Genomic DNA, 21,320 nt, shown 5'->3' with positions numbered 1-21,320 from the left:
CTGCTCAGTCTACGGAAGCCACGGGCCGTTCCGGGAAGCGGCGGCCGTTGCAGGAAGCGCGAGCGGTTACGGATGCAGCGCGGTAGTGACCCGATCGCGGCGCGTGAGATCCATGTGGGTCGCGGGCGCTCGCCATCCGTCAGCCACCAGGAGCTCCCGGATCGCCGCGCCCTGACTCTCGCCGTGCTCGATGGCCACGAGCGCGCCGGGGTGAGCCAATCGCAGCGCTGTCGCGCTGACCTGCCTGACGACATCCAGCCCGTCTTCCCCGCCGTAGAGGGCGGTCGGCGGATCGAACCACCGCACTTCGGGATCGCGCGGCACCGCGGCATCCGGCACGTACGGCGGATTACTCACAACCACGGAGACCTTCCCGTCGAGGTCGGGAAACGCGCGGGCGAGATCGATGAAGGCGAGCGTGGCGTTGTGGGCACCGACGCGGGCGAAGTTCTCCTTGGCCCACACGAAGGCATCGACGGCGTTCTCTGCGGCGAAGACACGGGCGTGCGGAGCCTCGGTCGCCAGCGCGAGGGCAATCGCTCCCGACCCGGTGCCGAGGTCGATCGCGATCGGCGACGGTGAGGCTGCCGCCAGAAGCGCATCCAGCGCGATCTGCACGAGAGTCTCTGTCTCTGGTCGCGGCACGAAAACGCCCGGGCCGACACGCAGCTCGAGGTGGCGAAACGGTGCGCTTCCCGTGATGTGCTGCAGCGGCTCCCGGGAGGCGCGTCGAGCGACCAGCTCCCGGTAGTGCGCGTCGGATGCCTCCTCCAGCGTGTCGCCTCGCACGGCCGCTGCCTGGACTGCGCCAGGTGATACCGCGAGAACGTGCGCGAGGAGAAGCTCGGCATCCCGACGAGAATCGAGAACTCCTGCACGGGCGAGATGTTCAGCAGCATCGGAGATGGCGCCTGCGACTGTCTTGTGCTGGCTGGTGTGTGTCAGATCTGCATCCATGGGCGCCCCTCAGCCTAGAGGGAGCGCTGACACCCCAGCTCAGCGCGAAAGCAGCCACTCCGTGACAAAGGGACTGCCCGCCGGCTGAGTCAGCAGACTCCCCCCGCCACAGGTGATCTCGACCGGGCCGGGTCCGGGAGCGGCATCGACGACCGCGTCGAACACCGATGGATCGTCCATCCGCACGCCGTTGACCGTGACCGTCGGCGTGACGGTGTGAAGGGATGTGTCGATCCCGCCGATCATAATGCGACTCATCTCAGGGTTGTCGTACACCCAGGCGCCTGTGACCGTTCCGCCATATTCGAGCGACACCGTCATCTCCATTCCTGCGGTGTCGGCGACATACGTGGTGAAGGTCGCGGGCCCACCCCACTGGAAGGTGTGGTCGGCCTCGAAGATCCACTGGATCTCACCATCGATCGTCACATCAGCGGCGAGCACATCGAGCTGGTCGTCCGCATAGAGGTCCGCTTCCATCTGAGCTGCAAGACCCGGGAGATCTGCGCTCCACGCATCCAGGATGCACACATCGCCCGTCCCCGGCTCAGGCAGCTCAACGGACGGATCGATCGTTGCCTCCTCGACCTTGTCGGTCTTCGGCTGGTCGTCGAGGGGCGCACTGCTGCAGGCGGTCAGCCCGAGACCAGCGAGAGAAGCGAAAGCAACGAGGACAACAAGTCGAGAGGATCTCATGGCTCGATGGTTACCGACCTGGGTGCGCGCCGGGCTCGGCGTCACGTGGTTCCCCCCGCGTTCGGCGGCAGCGAGGGTAGTTCCCCCACCCTGTCGAGCGGCACGTGGCATGATCAGGCGCATGAGCCGAAGGGTCGAGGATGCTGCTTCCCTCGCCGTTTTGCAGACGATGGAGACAGGGCGAACCGACTGCCTCCCTGCGCGCGGATGGGCCGCGGCGTACGGCGCGCTGTTCGAAGGGCGATTCGGCGACGCTCATGCGCTGCTCGCCTCCGACGACGAAGACGACTCCGACGCCGCAGCAGCTGGCTGGGCGCAGGTCGAGGCCCTGCTCACGGGCGCGGTGCGGGGTGAGATACGGCCTCGGATGCCGGACGCTGGCTCCATAACCGGCGCGATGGCATTGTTCCGCTGGAGCGAGGCGGCACACATCGTCGGCGACATGGCTGGATGCCAGCGGATGCTGAGCGATGCCGTCCAGCTGGCTGTTCCACGCCGAGCTCGCGTGTGGCTTCACCTTGCGTTCACGCGCGCGCTGTTGTTCCGCGGCGACATCGACGCGGCCCGAGGCGCGCTCAATGCGGCAACCGCCGACGCGGAGGCACCTCTCGCTCAGAGATCTGTCTGGTGTGTGCGGGTTCTCCTCGCGGGACTGAGCGGCAACCCCCGCCTCGCGCTGGCCGAAACCGAGAAGGTTCGCGCAGTGATCCTTCCCGCACGAGGGTATGCCGACTCGGGCATGGCGCTCACGACATCGCTCGGTCTCGCCGCCGTCGGTGCGCTCGACAGCGCTTCAGAGATTCTGCGTCTCGGCAGCGGCGGCGCCGGAATGCCGTTGCTGCCCCCTGCCCTCCGCGCATACGCATACGACGTGCTGATCGAGGCTGCTGTCAGCGCCGGACAGATCGATCTCGCCGAGTGGATGATCCTGGACTTCGATCGGGTTGATCTGGGGGTCAACGAGCAATTCCACGCAGCACGAGAGGCCGCCCGAGCTCGGATCGATATCGCCCGCGGCGATCGGCCGGGCGGCATGGCACGCGCCGATCGCGCACGACGACAGGCCGATCGCACGGGCAGCGGGCTGGTCGGAGCCCGCGCGACCATGATCATCGCCAATGTCATGGCTACTTCCGGTTCTGCGGGCCCCAACCGCAGGGACGAACCAGATGCGGTGGCCGCCCGCAGCCTTGAGCGACTCCTCCGATCGGTGAGCACCGCGGAACTGCGAGCCTGGGCCGAACAGCGTCTCGCCTCGACATCCCCACCCGGGGCGGCCCTCGACAGTATCCAGTGGTCGAGCCTCACTCTCGCCCAGGAGGCTGTCGCTCGTCTGGCTGCTCAAGGCCTGCGCAATCAGGAGATCGCGAGAATCCTCTACCTCTCCCCTCGTACCGTCGAAGGTCACATCGCCGCGATCATCAACAAGCTGGGCGTTTCCAATCGAGTCGGAATTGCACGTGCCCGGGAGGGCGCCACCACGATCGACGCACTTCTGCTTGCGCGCATGACAGCTCGTCAGACCGAGGTCGCACGCCTGATGGTCGCCGGTGAGGGTAACCGGGCCATCGCCGAGCGCCTCGCGATCAGTGAGAAGACCGTTGAGAAACACCTTCGCGGTATCTACCGTGCCCTCGGCGTCGCCGGTCGTGTGGGAGCGGTCGCCGTCCTCGTTGGCACGGTACCCCCTGTCATATCCGGGCAGCTACAGACTCAGCCAACGCTTGTGTCGCGCTGACGAGCGCCTGATCCGTGGCGTGATCGCCAGACACACGCAGCCAGAAGACCTTGTCTGCGGAGGCGAAGTAGGCGCCCGTGCTGGTTGCGACGATGCCTTCGGAGCCCGCACGGGGCGCGTCCGGCGGCGGCGGATTGGTGCCCGCGGGATCCCAGACAATGAGTTCGAGGAAGGTCGCCCCACCCGCGGTGTCGCCGGTCGTATTGTCAGCCCACGCGCATTGGCCCCCGAACGAATCGGTGAGACTGCCGAACGAATTCTGGCTTACGAACGTCGCGGCGCCCAGAAGAGCCACCACCTCGTCATGACTGACCAGCGAGCACAGGTCGGAAGACTCCGGGTCGCTCGCCGCCTCGATCATCGGCTCCGGGGACGCGGTGGGCTCTGACCCACCCTCTGCCGTTGCCACGTCGGTCGTCGCGACGAGCGATGCTTCCGGGGCAGTGGGCCCGGAACCGGAACACGCTGTCAGTCCCGTCGCACTGAAGCACAGGATCGCGACGCTGAGCACACAAATGGGAGACCGGAACCGAACCGACATGACTACCCCTTCCGATGAACAGCGCCACGCTACGGTGCGTCACGTCAGGGATGGGGCGTCCCGAACCTGAACACCGCGCAGCCCCCCGCTCAGGCACGTGCATTCCCTACGTAACGGTGCATCGACCGAAGGTCGGAACGATGAGGCTCGGTTGACGGAGCAATTCGTCACATTTCGCCCACACCGGAGACGCTCGCCTACGCTTGGTCGTTGTACCGACCACCTCCGCGAAAGGCCTGGCATGACCGGCATCCACAACGACATCACGAGCGCGTTCGGCAACACTCCCCTCGTCAGGCTCAACCGCGTCGCGGAGGGCGTCGATGGCACAGTGCTGGCAAAGCTCGAGTTCTACAACCCCGCGTCCAGCGTGAAGGACCGCCTCGGCATCGCGATCGTGGATGCCGCGGAAGCCTCAGGCGAACTCCCCCCGGGCGGCACGATCGTCGAGGCCACCAGCGGCAACACCGGCATCGCGCTGGCTATGGTCGGCGCCGCTCGCGGCTACAAGGTCATCCTGGCCATGCCCTCGTCGATGTCGACCGAGCGCAAGCTGCTCCTGAAGGGCTACGGCGCGGAGCTCGTACTGACCGACCCGGCCCTCGGTATGAAGGGCGCGGTCGCGAAGGCAGAGGAGATCGCCGCATCCACACCCGGAGCGGTCCTTGCCAAGCAGTTCGCCAACGAGGCGAACCCTGCGATCCATCGCAAGACCACGGCTGAAGAGATCCTGCGCGACACCGACGGCAAGGTCGACTACTTCGTGGCCGGGATCGGCACGGGCGGCACGATCACCGGCGTCGGCCAGGTGCTCAAGGAGCGCGTCCCCGGCGTCAAGGTCGTCGCCGTCGAGCCTAAGGATTCCCCGCTGCTGACCGAGGGTCGCCCCGGTCCCCACAAGATCCAGGGCATCGGCCCGAACTTCATCCCCGAGATCCTCGACCAGGGCGTTATCGACGAAGTCATCGACGTCGAGTTCGACGACGCGATCACCACCGCCCGCGCCGTGGGCACGAAGGACGGCATCCTCGTGGGTATCTCCAGCGGTGCTGCAGTGTGGGCTGCTCTTCAGGTCGCGGCGCGACCCGAGGCCGCGGGCAAGAACATCGTTGTGGTCATCCCCTCCAACGGGGAGCGCTACCTCTCGACGGCACTGTTCGAGCACCTGCGCGAGGACTGAACGTGGGGGTGCGCCACGTCATCGGCCGTGTCCGTGAAGACATTGCCGCAGCGAAGCTTCGAGACCCTGCTGCCCGCAGCGGCCTCGAGATTGCGGTGCTCTACTCGGGCCTGCACGCGATCTGGGCGCACCGCGTCAACCACTGGCTGTGGACCCACAACGCGCGGTTCCTCGCGCGGGCGGGATCTCAGCTCACCCGCTGGCTCACCGGCATCGAGATCCATCCCGGCGCGCAGATCGGTCGGCGCTTCTTCATCGACCACGGCATGGGCGTCGTCATCGGCGAGACCGTCGAGATCGGCGATGACGTGCTGCTCTACCACCAGGTGACCCTGGGCGGCCGGCAGCGCGAGGGTGGCAAGCGCCACCCCACCATCGGCAACGAGGTCGCGGTCGGAGCCGGCGCGAAGATTCTGGGTCCGATCACCATCGGCGACCGGTCGGTCGTGGGCGCGAACGCCGTAGTCACACGGGATGCCCCAGCCGACAGCGTGCTCACCGGCATCCCGGCAAAGGCCCGCAAGCGCAAGGAGGGGATGGACACCCGTGCCATCCTGACGATGCCCGACTACCAGATCTGAGCTCCGCGAAGTTCGCAGAATCGTACGAGGTTCGCAGGATGCCGCGACAATCGTGCGGACTTCGCGTCATTCTGCGAACTTTGCGCGGCTTTCAGAGCCCGTCATGCGGGCGAGCCACCCGTCACGCGTCAGCTCCGGGAAGGTGACAGCAAGCAGGCACGCCATAAGTGCGCAGCTGCGCGAAGGCAGCGTCGTTGACCTGGTGGGATGCCGCCGCGAACTCCCCGAGATCGACGCGAGCGCCGCCTAGCCAGGTGCCGAGCACACCGATCGCACCGATCTTGTCGGGGACCACAGCGTAGGGATCGGCATCGAGCTCGACAAAGTCAGCGAACTTACCGACTTCGATCGAGCCGATCTCGTGCTCGCGCCCCAGCGCGAACGCGGCATTGATCGTGTGTGCCCGAAGCGCCTCATCGAGCGTCGCCGCCTGTTCGGGAGCGTGCAGCGCGCCGGACACACACCTGCGCGTGACTGCTGCCTGCATGTTCAACAGCGGGGTGGGAGGAGTGACGGAGCCGTCATTGTGGAACGAAACCGGAAGCCCCGCGTCGAAAGCGTCTCGGAAACGCTGCCAGGAACCGCCGACCGCCGGCTCGAACATGCCCCCGTCGAGCAAGTCGCCCCAGTAGTAGAACTGGAACGGGCCCATGGAGGGCACGGCACCGATTGAGGCCATCCGAGCGAACTGATCGGCGCGCGCACCGCCGATGTGCTCGATCCGCCAGCGGTGATCACTCTCGATCAGGTTGTGCCGGCCGAGCACCGTTGTGAAAGCATCCAGCACGATGTCGATCGCGATATCGCCGTTGGCGTGGAAGGCCATCTGCCAGCCCTCACCGACGTGAGCCTCCAACAGGGCATCGAGCTGGTCACGGGTGTAGTTCATCATCTTCTCGCCGGGGATGCCGGGAGTGATCCCCGCGGCGCGGGTGACGTCGGTGTCGAGGTAGGGCGAACTCATCGCCACGTTGCCGACCCACGGTGAGCCGTCGGCCCAGAGCTTGATCCCCTGTTTCCGAAGAATGTCGTCCGGGACGGCCGACGTGAACGGATCGCCACAATCAGCCTCGGTCGACATGTGGTACAGCGAGATTCGCAGCGGACTGTTCGGGAGCGATGCGAGGGCCTCGTAGGCGGATTTCAGCTCGGTCTTGTACGTATGCTCTGACGTGGCGGTGATCCCCGCCGAGGACAGCAGCACGTAGTACTCGACGGCCCCCTGCAGGGGCTTCGGGCTCTTCGCAAGCGCCTCCAGCACGGGAGCCGCTTGCGCCATCGCCGCCGGGATCTCAGTGGCCACACCGGTGAGGGAGCCGTCGGCGTTGCGGCCGAAGAATCCGCCGACGGGGTCCGCGGGTGGGTTCTTCACCCAGCCGAGGTGCTCGAGCACCGCGGTCGTGACGTACGACGTGTGCCCCGAGTTGCCGAAGACCATCACCATGCGGTCACCAAAGATCGCATCGAGCTCTGGTGCCGTCGGGTCGGCGTGCTTGTGCAGGAGACCATCGAAGCCGAAGAACGCGAGCGGCTGGTCAGCCGGTGTCTCCGCGATCGCCTTGTGGAAGGCAGCGACCACGTGATCCCACGTGGGCGCGAACCACGGGGCGATCCAATACGCCGGCGGCATCGTCGCCATGCCGCTGAGAACGGGATGCGAGTGCGGCTCGACGAATCCGGGCAGCAGCGCGGCGGCGCCCGTGTCGTGCACGCTCGCGCCAGGTAGCGCGCTCTGACAGTCAGCCACACTCCCCACGGCGACGATCCGCCCGTCTGAGACAGCGACAGCCTGCGCTCTGGTGCGCGCAGCGTCCATCGTGACGATGGTCCCCGCGGTGATGATGACGTCCATGTCGTTACCCCCCCCTGCCGGCGGCTGTGGCCCGCGTTCCGCCTATTTCTCGGAGCGGCGCTCCTCGACCTTCTTCTTGATGAAGACCATCGGCAACAGCCACGTCGCGAGGGCCGTCACCAGCCACACGATGACGGGCGCGAGAATCCAGGTGAGCACGAAAGGCTCACCGATGCTGATGCCGCTACGGGGGATGAGCACAACGATCACGAGCGCGACAAGGGTCGAGATGATGCCGATGCCCCCGAGCAGGGCGGGTGCGTTCCGCTTGGCGACTGTCGCAATCCACGGCGACAGGACGCTCTGGAGCACCGCGAAGATCAGCACTGCGAGCACGAAACCCCACCAGTCGGCCCAGTCGATACGGAAGCCAGGAAGCAGCAGGTCGGCGGCGATGAGGCCGACGGCGGCGGAGAGAACGAAGATCAACGCGCGGATGAGGAACATGACCACGCCCTGACAGTAGCGCCTCGATGACCACCGCGACAGGATCTCTCGCTGCGGCGCGCGGGATCAGTTCCCGTCTGAACCGAGAGCGGCGAGCCGCTCCTCCTCGTCGGCTGCGATGCACGACGCGATGATCGGTTCGAGGGCGCCATCCATGACCTGATCCAGGTTGTAGGCCTTGTAGCCGGTTCGGTGATCGGCGATGCGATTCTCGGGGAAGTTATACGTTCGAATGCGCTCCGAGCGATCCATCCCACGGATCTGGGAGCGACGGGCATCGGATGCCGCGGCATCCCGCTCCTCCTGCTGTTTGGCCAGCAGCCGGGCTCGCAGGACACGCATCCCAGCCTCGCGGTTCTGCAGCTGAGACTTCTCGTTCTGCATCGACACCACGATGCCTGTCGGCAGGTGCGTGATCCGTACTGCCGAGTCCGTGGTGTTCACCGACTGGCCGCCCGGACCCGATGACCGGAAGACATCGATCTTGAGATCGTTCTGATCGATGTGGATCTCTTCGGGCTCGTCGACTTCGGGGAAGACCAGCACACCGGTCGTGGAGGTGTGGATACGCCCCTGTGACTCAGTGGCGGGCACGCGCTGCACGCGGTGGACGCCGCCCTCGTACTTCAGATGAGCCCACACACCCTGCGACGGGTCGGTGGAAGACCCTTTTATCGCGACCTGGACATCCTTGAACCCACCGAGGTCTGACTCATTTCGCTCGAGGAGTTCGGTCTTCCACCCTTTCGAGGCCGCGTACTGCAGGTACATCCGCAGCAGGTCAGCGGCGAACAGGGCGCTCTCCGCGCCGCCCTCGCCCTGTTTGATCTCCATGATCACGTCGCGTGCATCATCCGGGTCTCGCGGAATCAGCAGCCGCCGAAGCCGCTCCTGCGTTTCGGCGAGGCGTTCCTCGAGGGCCGGCACCTCCTCGGCGAAGGCGTCGTCCTCCCTCGCGAGGTCGCGGGCAGCGGCAAGGTCGTCGGATGCCGCCACCCACGCGTCGTGGGCAGCGACGATCCGACTCAATTCGGCGTAGCGTCTGTTCACCCGCTTTGCGCGGGCAGGATCTGCGTGCACCGCCGGGTCAGACAGTTCGATCTGCACCTCGCGGTGCTCGTCGATCAGCGCGCGGACGGAGTCGAACATCGCCGGCTCGGCCATCTCGATGCCGCCGGGTCAGCGGATGCTGTTCTCGTGCCCGTGGCCGTGTCCGCCGGCACCGTGACCGTTGGAGGTCGGCGCCGGAATCGACTTCTGCATCTGCACGAGGAACTCGACGTTGGACTGCGTTTCCTTGAGCTTTCCGAGCACGACCTCGAGCGCCTGCTGGGGGTCGAGGCCCGCGAGAGCGCGACGAAGCTTCCAGGTGATCTTGACCTCATCGGGCGAGAGCAGCATCTCTTCGCGACGCGTGCTCGAGGCGTTGACATCCACTGCGGGGAAGATGCGCTTGTCAGCAAGCTGACGGTTCAGACGCAGTTCGCTGTTGCCGGTGCCCTTGAACTCCTCGAAGATGACGTCGTCCATCTTGGAGCCGGTCTCGACGAGTGCCGTGGCGAGGATCGTGAGCGATCCGCCGTTCTCGATGTTGCGAGCAGCGCCGAAGAAGCGCTTGGGCGGATAGAGCGCTGAGGCGTCGACACCGCCGGTGAGGACGCGGCCAGAGGTCGGCGCGGAGATGTTGTAGGCGCGGCCGAGTCGGGTGATCGAATCCAGCAGCACGACGACGTCACGGCCGAGTTCGACGAGGCGCTTGGCCCGCTCGATGGCGAGCTCTGCGACAGTCGTGTGGTCTTCGGCTGGACGGTCGAAGGTCGAGGCGATGACCTCGCCCTTCACCGTGCGCTGCATGTCGGTGACTTCTTCGGGCCGCTCGTCGACGAGCACGACCATGAGGTGGACCTCGGGGTTGTTGGTCGCGATCGCGTTCGCGATCTGCTGCAGCACGATCGTCTTCCCGGCCTTCGGGGGCGCGACGATGAGGCCGCGCTGGCCCTTGCCGATCGGGGCGACCAGGTCGATGATCCGCTGCGTGAGCTTTTCGGGGGCCGTCTCCAGGCGCAGGCGCTCCTGCGGGTAGAGCGGCGTGAGCTTGCCGAACTCGACACGGTTCGCGGCGTCCTCGACCGACAGGCCGTTGACGGCATCCACCTTGACGAGTGCGTTGTACTTCTGTCGGCCGGTCTGCTCGCCTTCGCGGGGCTGCTTGATGGCACCGACGACGGCATCACCCTTGCGCAGGTTGTACTTCTTGACCTGACCGAGCGAGACGTACACGTCGCTCTGGCCGGGCAGGTAGCCGGTCGTGCGAACGAACGCGTAGTTGTCGAGCACGTCCAGGATGCCGGCGATCGGGATCAGGACATCGTCCTCGCCGACCTCGGGCTCGAACTCGTCGTTCTGGTTCGGGCCACGGCGCTTGTTGCGCTGGCGACCGCGAGCGGTGGAGGAACCGTTGTCATCATCGGAACCCGTGGAAGCCGACTGTTCGGGCCCGCCGGTGGAACCCGCGTTGCCGTTGCCAGCGTTACCTGATCCGTTGCCGCTGTTGCCCGATGCCCTGTTGCGGCTCCGGCTCCGGCTGCGGCTCCGGCTGCGGCTCGGCGTGGACTCCTCGCCGGCGTCGTCGGAGGACTCGGTGCTCGGCGACGACTCGTCGGTCGCTGCGGCTTCGGCAGCAGCAGCATCGGGGGCATCGCCGGCCTCGGCTGACGTGTCGCCTTCGGCGGCCTCCTCGATCGGCTTGTCGTTCGGGACCGGGCTCGACTCCTCGGGCTCGGTGGCCGCCGGCGTCTCTGCGGCAGCCTCGTCTGCGGGAGCCTGGGCGGCAACGTCGGTGCTCTTGGCTCGACGGGGTGCCCGCTTGCGTACCGGCTTGGCGGGCGCTTCAGCGGCCGGAGCCTCCTCGGCGGGGGCCTCTGATGGCGCTGCGGATGCCTGCTCCTCGGCAGGCGCTGCCTCCTGGGCGTCCGGGGACGAAGCAGGGGCTGCGTCAGCAGTCTCGGCGCTCGCCTCGGCGGCATCACCTGCATCCTCGGCTGGCTCCGTGTTCGCTGCGGGTTCCTCAGCAGCAGCAGGCTCCGCGACCTCGGTCTCGGCAGCGGCCTCCGACTCAGGAGCCGAAGCTTCCGAGGTGTCGGCGTCGGCACCCTCGGTCTCGGTCTCGGTCGATGCTTCCGACGGGGTGGTTTCGGTCTGGGGTGCGGCCTCGTCGGCCGCGGGGGTGGTCTGGTCGACAGCGTCGCTCTCGGACGCGTCGGTCTGGACCTCGGAGATGGACTCCACGAGTACTCCCTTGTGTACCTAATGTGCGGTGAATCGAATGATGTGCGGATCCGCACGGATGAAGAAGCCGCCGCGATGGGCTCGAGGTGCTGAGCGGGACTCAGCGTCTCGTGCTCATCTGCCTCTCCTCGATTCCTTCCGGGCAGAGATGTCCGGATTCGGAAGATCGAGGGAATTGCGGAGGCTTCGCAGATATGCGGCGGGGGCCAGATTCACGAGTTACGTGGAACCCCCCGCGTGCTCCTTCACTGTACCACCCTTGACATCGACGGCCAGCATGTGAGCCTCCCACGGGGTGTCAGTCACCTGCTCGGCGACTGCTGCCGCCTCCAGGCGTCGACCAGGACCGTCGGCCATGACCAGCACACTGGGGCCTGCTCCCGACACGACTGCCGCGAAGCCCTGCTCACGCAGTGCCCTGACCAACCGGTCGGTCTCGGGCATCGCCTGCGCGCGGTAGTTCTGGTGCAGCTTGTCTTCCGTGGCGGCAAGCAGCAGCTCCGGGCTCTGCGTGAGCGCCGCGATCAGCAGCGCCGACCGCGAGAGATTGAAGACTGCATCCTCTCGGGGCACCTGGAGGGGCTGGAGGCTACGGGCGACGCTCGTTGACATCGTGAAGCTCGGGACGAACACGACGGGCGAGACGCCGCGGTGCACCAGCAGCTTCTTGTGCTGCGGCACCGCCTCATCCATCCACGCGATCGTGAGACCGCCGAACAGCGCCGGCGCAACGTTGTCGGGATGCCCCTCCAGCTCTGTCGCCAGGCGCAGCATCGTGTCGGGCCCGATCTCGACATCTCCCTCGAGCAGTCCCTTGACAGCGAGGATGCCGGCAACGACCGCAGCACCCGAAGACCCGAGACCGCGGCCGTGCGGAATCGTGTTGCGTGCCCTCAGACGCAAGCCGGGCATCGGGCGGTCGACGGCTTCGAAGGCGTAGGCCATGGCCCGTACCAGAAGGTTCGTTTCATCCCGCGGGATTTCGTCAGCGCCTTCACCCTCGGCCTGGATGTCGAGCCCGGGCTCCGCAAGCGAGGTCACGACCAGGTCGTCGTAGATGCTGAGGGCGAGCCCCAGCGTGTCGAATCCCGGACCCAGGTTCGCGCTGGTCGCGGGCACACGCACCGCGACCGAACGTTCGGCGACCCGGGCTGCGTTCACGCGGGCGCCCCTGCGCGCGCGAGTCCCAGCACAGAAGCCACCTCGGACGTGGTCGCGTCCACGACAGTCGGCCGGGCCTCCGAGCCGTCGGCGTTACGCAGCGCCCACTGCGGGTCCTTGAGCCCGTGGCCGGTCACGGTCAGCACGACCGTGGATCCCGCCGGGACCACTCCCGCCTCCGCCCGGTCGAGCAGGCCCGCAACACTGATCGCCGATGCCGGCTCCACGAAAACCCCGACCTCACCGGCGAGGATCTTCTGCGCGGCGAGAATCCGCTCGTCGTCGATCGCGCCGAACCAGCCATCGGTCGCCGCCCGGGCTTCGAGTGCGAGCTCCCACGATGCCGGGTTTCCGATCCGGATGGCGGTGGCGATCGTCTCGGGGTTCTTCACGACTTCGCCGCGCACGAGCGGAGCGCTTCCCTCTGCCTGAAACCCGAACATCCGCGGAACGCGGGTAGCGACGCCACGCTCTGCCTCCTCGCGGTAGCCGCGGGAGTACGCCGTGTAGTTACCGGCGTTGCCGACGGGGATGAAATGGAAGTCGGGCGCGTCGCCGAGGACCTCGACGATCTCGTACGCCGCAGTCTTCTGCCCCTCGATGCGGTCAGGGTTGACCGAGTTCACGAGGTGGACGGGGTAGTTGTCGGCGAGCTCCCGGGCGATCTCGAGGCAGTCGTCGAAGTTGCCGCGGATCTGGATGAGCTGACCGTTGTGCGCCACCGCCTGACTGAGCTTGCCCATGGCGATCTTGCCCTCGGGTACCAGCACTGCCGCAGTGATCCCCGCGTGGGCGGCGTACGCGGCAGCGGATGCCGAGGTGTTGCCCGTCGAGGCGCAGATGACGGCCTTGGCGCCGTGCTCGACAGCCCGTGAGAGGGCTACGGTCATGCCGCGGTCCTTGAAGGAACCGGTCGGGTTCATACCCTCGAACTTCACCCAGACCTGGGCTCCGGTGCGCTGCGACAGCGCCGGCGCCGGCACCAGGGGCGTGCCGCCCTCTCCGAGGGAGACGACCGTCGATTCCGCGGTCACCCCCAGGCGGTCGGCGTACTCGTTCATGACTCCGCGCCACACGTGTGCCACGTCAATCTCCTTCTACTCGCAGGACCGAAACGACCCGGTCCACGACGTCACTGTCAGCGAGGCGGGCAACCGTCTCGCTGAGATCCTGTTCCAATGCCTTGTGGGTGCCGATCACGAGGCGGGCAACACCCGTCGGGTCGGCGGCGACGCGCGCGAGCGGGTCGGTGGATGCGTCAGCCACCGTCTGTTCGACCGTCGCAATCGAGACGCGACCCTCGCTGAGGATGCCGGCCACGGTCGCGAGGACCCCGGGCTCGTCGGTGACCTCGAGCGTGATCTGGTACTGCGTCGTCACGTGCCCGATCGGCAGGATCGGGAGGTTCGCGCGGGTCGACTCGCCGACCCCCACGCCACCGGCAATATGGCGTCGTGCGGCAGAGACGACATCGCCCAGAACCGCGGATGCCGTCTGCACGCCGCCCGCTCCGGCGCCGTAGAACATGAGGTTTCCGGCAGCCTCGGCCTGCACGAACACGGCGTTGTTCGCGCCGTGGACGCTCGCGAGTGGATGTTCGCGAGGCACGAGGGCCGGGTACACCCGCACGGAGATCGCCTCGCCGGAGCCGTTCGACACACGCTCGCAGACGGCGAGGAGCTTGATGACATAACCCGCCTTGCGCGCGGCATCCATCATCGGCTTGTCGATCGCGGTGATGCCCTCGCGGTGAACCGCTTCCAACGGCACCGACGTGTGGAAGGCGAGGCTCGCGAGGATCGCTGCTTTCTGCGCCGCGTCGTATCCCTCGATGTCGGCCGTCGGGTCAGCCTCGGCATACCCGAGGGCCTGCGCCTGCGCGAGGACCTCGCCGAAGTCGGCACCCTCGGTGTCCATCCGGTCGAGGATGTAGTTGGTGGTGCCGTTGACGATGCCCATGATGCGCTGCACCCGGTCGCCGGCGAGCGAATCACGCAGGGGACGGATGATGGGAATCGCGCCCGCCGCCGCAGCCTCGTAGTACACCTGCGCGCCGACCTGGTCGGCTGCTTCGAAGATTTCCGGTCCGTGCGTGGCAAGAAGCGCCTTGTTGGCCGTCACGACGTCAGCACCCGAACCGATCGCCTGCAGCAGGCTCGTGCGCGCAGGCTCGATCCCGCCCATCAACTCGATGACGATGTCGGCGCCGAGAATGAGGGTTTCGGCATCGGTTGTGAACAACTCGCGCGGCAGGTCAGCGTCGCGCGGCGCGTCCGGATTGCGCACGGCGATGCCTACGAGTTCGAGGCGTGCTCCGGCGCGGTCTGCCAGTTCGTCGGCGTGCTGACGCAGCAGCGCGGCGACCTGGGAGCCGACGGCCCCGGCGCCAAGCAGCGCGACGCGGAGGCGGCGATAGTCGGTCATGCCGTCCTTTCGGTCGGGAGGATGCCGGCGTCACGCGCCAGCAGGTCATCGATGGTCTCACCGCGCACGATCACGCGGGAGCGCCCGTCCCGGACGGCCACGACGGCCGGACGCGGGAGGAAGTTGTAGTTGCTGGCCAGCGAGAAGCAGTACGCGCCGGTCGCAGGGACCGCTAGGAGGTCCCCCGGTGCGACATCGGCGGGCAGGTACTCGGCATCCACGACGATGTCACCGGACTCACAGTGCTTGCCCACGACGCGAACCAGCTGGGGCTCAGCGCCGCTGACCCGCGATGCCAGGCGGGCGCTGTACTGCGCTCCATAGAGCGCCGGTCTCGCGTTGTCGCTCATCCCGCCGTCCACGCTCACGTAGAGGCGCTCGAGGCCACCCTCGAGCGCGACGGCCTTGGTCGTCCCGACGGTGTATAGGGTGACCCCTGCCTGGCCGACGATGGCCCGGCCTGGCTCGAACGCAAGGTTCGGCATCCGGATGCCGCGCGCGGCGCACTCGGCAGCGACAGCATCGACGATCCCATCGGCCAGAACCTCGATCGCGGTGGGGGTGTCAGCCCGCGTGTAGGCGATACCGAATCCGCCGCCGAGGTTCAGCACCTGGAGGTCTTCGGCAGCATCCGTACCGCCCTGCAGATCTGCGTAGAGACCCACGATGCGGGCTGCCGACTCGGCGAAACCGGCGGTGCCGAAAATCTGCGAACCGATGTGGCAGTGGAGCCCGACCAGCCGCAGGCCTGCGGCTGCACGCACACGGGCTGCCGCCACAGCCGCGTCGGTGATCGTGAACCCGAACTTCTGATCCTCATGGGCTGTCGCAAGGAAGTCGTGGGTCTCGGCGTGGACGCCGCTGTTGACTCGCACGAGCACGGGTTGCACGGCGCCAGCGGCCTGCGCGACGGCAGCGAGCCGCTCGATCTCCTGGAAGCTGTCGACGACGATCGAGCCGACGCCCACAGCGACGGCCTGCTCGAGCTCGGCGACGCTCTTGTTGTTGCCGTGTACGCCGATCCGGGCCGGGTCAACACCCGCTGCCAAGGCGACGGCGAGTTCACCACCGCTGGCGACGTCGACGGCAAGGCCGGCATCCGTGACCCACCGCACCACCTCGGTGCTGAGGAAAGCCTTGCCGGCGTAGTAGACCCGCGACGCTACCCCGTGCCGGGCAGCGGCAGATGCGAAGGCCTCGCGAGCGCGCAGCGCGTGGGCACGGACCTCGCTCTCATCCAGGACGTACAGCGGTGTCCCGTAATCGCGAGCGAGCCCGGATGCTGCCACTCCCCCGAGGACCAGCTCACCCGTGGCATCTCGCGCGGCATCCGTCGGCCAGACGCCGGGGACCAGATCATTCGGGTCCGACGGCACGTCCAGCCACGCCGGCAGCGCCGGAGCAGAAGTCGGGTGGGCGGACACGCAGAAGCCAATCGGTGAAGTCTTCGGCGCCGAACAAGCGGCGCGAGCAGGACTCGGGCGGTCAGCGCACGCGCCGAGACACTCCGGTCAGTCTAGGGCACCGGGTATCCTCGCCCGGGAATCCGCTTCCCCACGCTCCCCGCGCCCGCGCGACGCTACGAGCCGCTCTCGAGCCGGTTCCGCCAGCTCCGTCGTACGCCGTCTGCAACGAACGCCGCGTCCACGCTGTGCCGCGCCAACGCCGCGATCATGGCGTCATCGAACCCGAGGTCCTCGCGCAGCACGGCGACTTCGTTCGAGAGCAGCGAGCCGGTCTGTCGGGGGTTGTCATCGCCCAGGACGACGCGGGCACCGGCGCGGGCGAACCAAGCCGCCGGGTGGGCATCCATCGACGTCACAGCACCCGTATAGACGTTCGAGGTCGGACACACTTCGATCGCGATGTCGCGCTCGATGAACCAGCCGATGAGGTTGGGTTCCTCGGCGATTCGCGCACCGTGGCCGATCCTCGTGGCACCCAGGAGCTCCACAGCCTGTTGCGCAGCATGCCCGGACGCCGCCTCGGCAGCGTGGCACGTGATGCCCAGGCCCGCACTGCGTGCGATGGCGAACGCATTCCGGTAACGCTCGAGGTCGGGAAAGAGCAGTTCGTCACCGGCGAGATCGAATCCGACGACGCCGGACCCTGCGGCGCGAGCGGCGGCCCGAGCGACCGCCTCGTTCACCTCGGTGGCGTCGCTGCGCAGCGCCGCAACAACGACGCCGGCGGAAATCCCGGTATCGGCCATACCCGTGGCAAGTCCCGCGCACATCGCGGCGATCACGGCATCCAGCTCGGCGAGCGTCGCCGCGTGCGAGGCCGGACCGAACCGCAGCTCGAGGTGATCCTCGCCGTCTGCTGCAGCGTCTTCTACGGCCTCCCGGGTGATCCGCTCGAGCAGATCGAGCCGTGAGAAGAAGGGGAACGTGGCGACGACCTTCACGAGGTATGTGGTGAGGTCTGCCGGACCATCCAGCTGCAGAGCCGCCTCCCAGTCGCGGTCGGCGTCCGGCATCCCGAGTTCCCTCGCGATCTCGGCAGCCGTCGACGGCCGCACACGCCCCTCAAGGTGCGAGTGCAGGTTGATCAGCAGGGGCGCACCCGCCATCATGCGCTCTGCAGGAGTGAGATGGTGCCCGCCGCAGACAGAATGACGTCCTTCGCATAGAGCACGGTCGCCCCGCGGTATGAGACACGCTGCGTAAGGATGAGGGCGCTCGTGTCGGGGTCGGCACCGAGCGCTGTGGCACGGTGATCACCGAGAACGCCCACGGAGACATCGCAGGCGCTCGATACGTGCGACGGGTCGACGGATGCGAGGAGCCGGGTCAACGCGGTGGCTTCGGGCAACGTGTCTGTTGCAGGATCCGCGAGCACCGAACTTGCTGCGGGTACCGCCTCGAACGTGAGTGCCAGCTCACGGCCGTCGCGCCGCAGCACCGACTCCCACGTCCACACCGCAGCCGACGGATCGAGCCCGAGTGCCCGAGAAAGCAGATCAGACGCCGGCTGGACTTCATGGCTGAGCCGATCCACCATGATCGCACCGGCGGATTCGCCGAGAAGAAGCTCGAGTCCGCGCACGCGTTCGAGGCCGATCCGGGGAATCGCATCGCTGACGAAGCGACCGATCCCCCGACGTGTCGATATCAAGCGGTCCTCTTCGAGCAGCAGCATCGCCTCGCGCACGACCGGTCGGCTCACACCGAGGGCCGTACAGAACTCCGCATCGCTGGGCAGCACCGATCCGAGGGGGTAGGTCCCGTTGCGGATCGCTCGGGAGATGCTGTTGTACACCGCGACACGAAGGGGTTGGCCGACGGTGAGGGATAGGGGCTCGAGGGGCATATGGCGATCTCTCCTCACTAGCGTTTGGGCGATCACAATCCTCCTCCCCGCAGGGGCCGGACGCTCACGAGAGGACGCCAAGCATGGTCTGGAAGAACAGATCTTCGTCGATCTCCTCAATCACGCGCGCATTCGGCTCGCGACCAGATCGACGGACCGAGTCGACCAGGCAGTAGCCGGTTGCGATGCCGCGTGCGGTCTCGACGTCCACATAGTAGTCGCTCGCTTTCGTCACGATCCGCGGCTCGACGGCGATCGCAACCGCGATGGAATCCGGGTGGGTACTGCCATCCATCCCATGAGCCTTCTTGTTGTAGGCCAGCGTGCCCCGGTTTGCTCGGACGAAGAACCGGGATGCCCGCGTATCCAAGCTTTCGATGCGCTGCAGCTTGTCGGGACCAAACACTCCCTGGCGCATCACGAGATCCCAGGGAACGAGCGTTGTGCGAAAGCCCGCACGCAGCACGAGCGCAGCAGCCTCAGGGTCATGGAAGAAATTGGCCTCCGCCGCTGCCGTGATGTTGCCCGCAGCGTTATTCGTCCCTCCCATGATCACGAGGTCTTTGACCTTCCCGGGGAACGTTCGATCCGCGGCGGCGGCGAGCGCAAGGTTCGTCAGTGGCGCCTGGGCGACGATTGTGAATTCCCCCGGGTTGTCGGCGACAAGACGTAGCAAAGCGCTGACAGCATTCTCGGGTTCGGGGCGCTGCCGAGCTCGAGGAAAGCCCGCTCCGCCGAACCCGTCGGAACCGTGAACGTAGGAGGAATCGTCGAAGGGTGCCAGCAATGGCAGCCGTGCCCCCTCGTAGACAGGCACATCTCCCCCGCGCCCCGCCACCTCGATCGTGTAGAGAGCGTTCTCGACCATCTGGTCGAAGGCGACGTTGCCGTAGTTGATCGTGACCGCCTCCAACTGGGCGCGCGGGTCGCGCAGTCCGATCAGCAGCGCGAAGGCATCATCCTGTGCGGTATCGGTGTCGATGATCATGCGAACTGTCATTGACGGTTCCTCTCTGGGTGGGTGTCTCCACCGGTGGGCTGCGCGGGGCGGCGCAGCCCACCAGCACGGTCAGGAGCCAAGCGCGACGAGCTCGGGGAACTCGGCGTAGACCTCAGCGAGCAGGCTCAGATCGAACAGATCGTCTGCCGCGACCTCGATCCCCGCCGCGGACAGGCTCGCAAGAGTACGCTCCTGAAGCTCCGGGCTGATGGTGAACAAGCCGTTGGCAACGGTCTCGTCCGAAACGACGAGCGTGTTCTGCTCTTCGGCACCGGCACGCACGGCGACGGGATCGAGATCCAGGTCAGCACCGAACTGCTCCGTCACCAGACGCACGGTCTCGTCGACGTTTCCCAGCGCATCAGCCCAGCCCTGGATCTCGGCCCGAAGGAAGGACTTCAGCATTTCCCGGTTCTCGGCAATTGTCTCGTCCGCGGCAGTGATGGTCTTGGCAACGAACGGCAACCCGTTGGTCGCAAAGGGAAGTGTGGTCGTGGCGATCCCCCGCGCCTCGAGCACGAGCGGCTCGTTCGTGAGGTAGGCGACGAATCCATCGACCTCACCGTTCACGAGCGGAGCCGGATCGAACTGTACGGGCACGACCGTGACCTCGTCAGCGCCAATTCCGTTCGCCGCGAGCAGTGCGGAGAACAGCGCCGAGTTGCCATCCTGAACGCCGATGCGCTTGCCGATCATGTCTTGCGGCGTTGCGATGTCGGCGCCCCCTGCCAGCGAAATCACTGCGAATGGGTTCTGTTGGAACACGGCACCGAGGATCTTCAAAGGCGCCCGCTCGCGGGCCACCGCAGCGCCAATGGTCACGGCATCGCTGAACGCGACGTCGGCCGTCCCGCTGATGAGCTCGGGCACGCCCGCGGAGGGTCCAGGAACAAGCTGGACGGGACCGAGCCCCGCCGCGGCGTAGTAGCCGGCGGTTTCGGCGAAGTATTCTCCGGCGAACTCTTCGTTGAAGATCCAACTGAGCTGGACCGTTGCCGGAACGGTCTGGACGGTCGGATCAGCGGATACCGAGGCGGAGGTCCCCGGGCCTTCGGAGGAACAGCCGGCAAGGGCAAGAAGACCGACGAGTAGTGCGGACAATCCGGCTGCGTGATGAGCACGACGGGGCGAGAACGGGGTGGACATGATGCGCTGACTCCGGGATCGAGGGGACCGACACGGGCGTGCCGACACCCCGAAGCTATGCAGTCGGCATTTCGCCTCGACATCCGCCAGGTTTCCATCTGATTTCAGATATCGGTTGTCTGATATCTGCAAAGAGACGCACGGTGTGTACAGACGGAGCTGCTTAGCAGGTGCCGTTCTGCTGAAGCGCTGCGTCGTCGAGCATCCGGCCATCGATGTCGAACGTGGCGACAAGTTCCGCGCCCGTGACCGACGCATCCGTCAGGGTCGCTCCGGCGGGCAGGTACTGCGCAACACAGATCTGCCAGTCCTGCAGCACGGGGTCGGCGAGCGACCCGAACTGGTCCCGCACGCCGTCAGCGGTCACAGCGAGCCCGCTGACCTGCAGGCTCTCGGGCGAAAGTACGAGTTCGCCGGACGCGGCGCTGGGCACCAGCGACAGCGATACCGGGATGCCGAATCCGAACAGCGAAAGCTCGGTTCCCACCACGATCGCCGGATCCTGGAGCGTGAGATCGACGATGTCGATCTGCGCCACGCTGTCAGTGAGCGCTACCACCTGAGTCTGGTCGAGGGTCACGGTGGCTACTCCCCGACCCACGGTGTGGGGCGCCCCGGTACTGACGCCCTGCAGCGTGACATCGACATCCGCCGTCGTTGGCCCCAGTGGCACGTCAGTGGACGCCAGATGCAGATCGTCGAGGCTTCCGGTGAGGAGCTGGAGGGTGAGTGGCCCCGCGATCGAGACGTCGACGGGTTGATCGGCGGGCAGGTCAAGTCCCGTCCGCACCTGGCTGGCGATGCCCGCCTCGATCGTCGATCGCACGACGGTCTCGACGATGACGACCACCACCACGACGAGGACGATCACCACGGCCGCAGCTGCAACGAGCCACGGCCACACGCGGCGACGCTTCTTCGACTCCTCGGGAACCGCGAGCACCCACCCCGCACGCAGGTCCGGCAGCGGGTCGGTCGGGTGTTCGGCATCCGTCAT

19 protein-coding genes are annotated in these 21,320 nt (G+C 66.9%); 3 read left to right on the top strand and 16 right to left on the bottom strand.

Annotated elements, in window-relative coordinates; all coding sequences use genetic code 11:
• Positions 1 to 66 precede the first annotated feature (66 nt).
• A complete protein-coding gene (gene prmC / locus BGO47_RS11100) occupies positions 67 to 957 on the bottom strand; it encodes a peptide chain release factor N(5)-glutamine methyltransferase (protein WP_292711915.1) in 891 nt (296 codons plus the stop codon).
• Positions 958 to 996: 39 nt separating this feature from the next.
• Positions 997 to 1,653, bottom strand: a complete 657-nt coding sequence (locus BGO47_RS11095) for a hypothetical protein (RefSeq protein ID WP_292711913.1) — start codon at positions 1,651 to 1,653, stop codon at positions 997 to 999.
• A gap of 121 nt (positions 1,654 to 1,774) precedes the next feature.
• On the opposite strand from BGO47_RS11095, the gene BGO47_RS11090 reads away from it, so the two are divergent.
• Positions 1,775 to 3,391, top strand: coding sequence for a helix-turn-helix transcriptional regulator (locus tag BGO47_RS11090; RefSeq protein WP_292711911.1), 1,617 nt, complete (start codon positions 1,775 to 1,777; stop codon positions 3,389 to 3,391).
• Here BGO47_RS11090 and BGO47_RS11085 read toward each other — a convergent pair.
• Complete coding sequence (locus tag BGO47_RS11085) at positions 3,345 to 3,752, bottom strand: hypothetical protein (protein WP_292711909.1); 408 nt, start codon at positions 3,750 to 3,752, stop codon at positions 3,345 to 3,347. The genes BGO47_RS11090 and BGO47_RS11085 overlap by 47 nt on opposite strands.
• A gap of 421 nt (positions 3,753 to 4,173) precedes the next feature.
• Here BGO47_RS11085 and cysK point away from each other — a divergent pair, with 421 nt between their 5' ends.
• Both cysK and epsC read left to right on the top strand, forming a co-directional pair.
• Positions 4,174 to 5,112 (top strand): cysteine synthase A, encoded by a 939-nt coding sequence (cysK, locus tag BGO47_RS11080; protein WP_292711906.1) that lies wholly within the window; start codon positions 4,174 to 4,176, stop codon positions 5,110 to 5,112.
• A 2-nt stretch (positions 5,113 to 5,114) separates the two neighbouring features.
• Positions 5,115 to 5,693, top strand: a complete 579-nt coding sequence (epsC, locus tag BGO47_RS11075) for a serine O-acetyltransferase EpsC (RefSeq protein ID WP_292711905.1) — start codon at positions 5,115 to 5,117, stop codon at positions 5,691 to 5,693.
• 121 nt (positions 5,694 to 5,814) lie between these two features.
• Here the strand turns inward: epsC and BGO47_RS11070 are convergent, their stop codons facing one another.
• The 13 genes from BGO47_RS11070 to BGO47_RS11010 form a co-directional block, all read right to left on the bottom strand.
• On the bottom strand, positions 5,815 to 7,545 hold the full coding sequence (locus tag BGO47_RS11070; protein ID WP_292711903.1) for an amidohydrolase: 1,731 nt from the start codon (positions 7,543 to 7,545) through the stop codon (positions 5,815 to 5,817).
• Between the two features lie 42 nt (positions 7,546 to 7,587).
• Entirely contained in the window at positions 7,588 to 7,992 is a 405-nt protein-coding gene (locus BGO47_RS11065; protein ID WP_366246890.1) for a hypothetical protein, read from the bottom strand.
• A 66-nt stretch (positions 7,993 to 8,058) separates the two neighbouring features.
• Complete coding sequence (prfA, locus tag BGO47_RS11060) at positions 8,059 to 9,141, bottom strand: peptide chain release factor 1 (protein WP_292711899.1); 1,083 nt, start codon at positions 9,139 to 9,141, stop codon at positions 8,059 to 8,061.
• Positions 9,142 to 9,171: 30 nt separating this feature from the next.
• The gene (gene rho / locus BGO47_RS11055; protein WP_292711897.1) at positions 9,172 to 11,280 is read right to left on the bottom strand and encodes a transcription termination factor Rho; all 2,109 of its coding nucleotides are present in this window, start codon (positions 11,278 to 11,280) and stop codon (positions 9,172 to 9,174) included.
• Positions 11,281 to 11,499: 219 nt separating this feature from the next.
• Positions 11,500 to 12,441, bottom strand: coding sequence for a homoserine kinase (gene thrB / locus BGO47_RS11050; RefSeq protein WP_292711895.1), 942 nt, complete (start codon positions 12,439 to 12,441; stop codon positions 11,500 to 11,502).
• The gene (gene thrC, locus BGO47_RS11045; protein ID WP_292711893.1) at positions 12,438 to 13,526 is read right to left on the bottom strand and encodes a threonine synthase; all 1,089 of its coding nucleotides are present in this window, start codon (positions 13,524 to 13,526) and stop codon (positions 12,438 to 12,440) included. The genes thrB and thrC overlap by 4 nt, the downstream gene beginning before the upstream one ends.
• 1 nt (position 13,527) lies before the next feature.
• A complete protein-coding gene (locus tag BGO47_RS11040; RefSeq protein WP_292711891.1) occupies positions 13,528 to 14,865 on the bottom strand; it encodes a homoserine dehydrogenase in 1,338 nt (445 codons plus the stop codon).
• Entirely contained in the window at positions 14,862 to 16,289 is a 1,428-nt protein-coding gene (lysA, locus tag BGO47_RS11035; RefSeq protein WP_292711889.1) for a diaminopimelate decarboxylase, read from the bottom strand. The genes BGO47_RS11040 and lysA overlap by 4 nt, the downstream gene beginning before the upstream one ends.
• A 155-nt stretch (positions 16,290 to 16,444) precedes the next feature.
• Positions 16,445 to 17,437, bottom strand: coding sequence for an adenosine deaminase (gene add, locus BGO47_RS11030; protein ID WP_292711887.1), 993 nt, complete (start codon positions 17,435 to 17,437; stop codon positions 16,445 to 16,447).
• Complete coding sequence (locus BGO47_RS11025) at positions 17,437 to 18,177, bottom strand: GntR family transcriptional regulator (protein ID WP_292711885.1); 741 nt, start codon at positions 18,175 to 18,177, stop codon at positions 17,437 to 17,439. Before BGO47_RS11025 ends, add begins: the two co-directional genes overlap by 1 nt.
• 64 nt (positions 18,178 to 18,241) lie before the next feature.
• Positions 18,242 to 19,177, bottom strand: coding sequence for a nucleoside hydrolase (locus BGO47_RS11020; protein ID WP_292711883.1), 936 nt, complete (start codon positions 19,175 to 19,177; stop codon positions 18,242 to 18,244).
• Between the two features lie 69 nt (positions 19,178 to 19,246).
• Entirely contained in the window at positions 19,247 to 20,278 is a 1,032-nt protein-coding gene (locus BGO47_RS11015; protein WP_292711881.1) for an ABC transporter substrate-binding protein, read from the bottom strand.
• A gap of 208 nt (positions 20,279 to 20,486) precedes the next feature.
• On the bottom strand, positions 20,487 to 21,320 hold the full coding sequence (locus BGO47_RS11010; RefSeq protein WP_292711879.1) for a DUF2993 domain-containing protein: 834 nt from the start codon (positions 21,318 to 21,320) through the stop codon (positions 20,487 to 20,489).

The sequence above is a fragment of the Microbacterium sp. 67-17 genome (assembly GCF_001898325.1).
GTDB classification, from domain to species: Bacteria; Actinomycetota; Actinomycetes; order Actinomycetales; family Microbacteriaceae; genus Microbacterium; species Microbacterium schleiferi.
The sequence above is the reverse complement of the archived record's forward strand: the minus strand, read 5'-3'. Positions and strand labels throughout refer to the sequence as shown.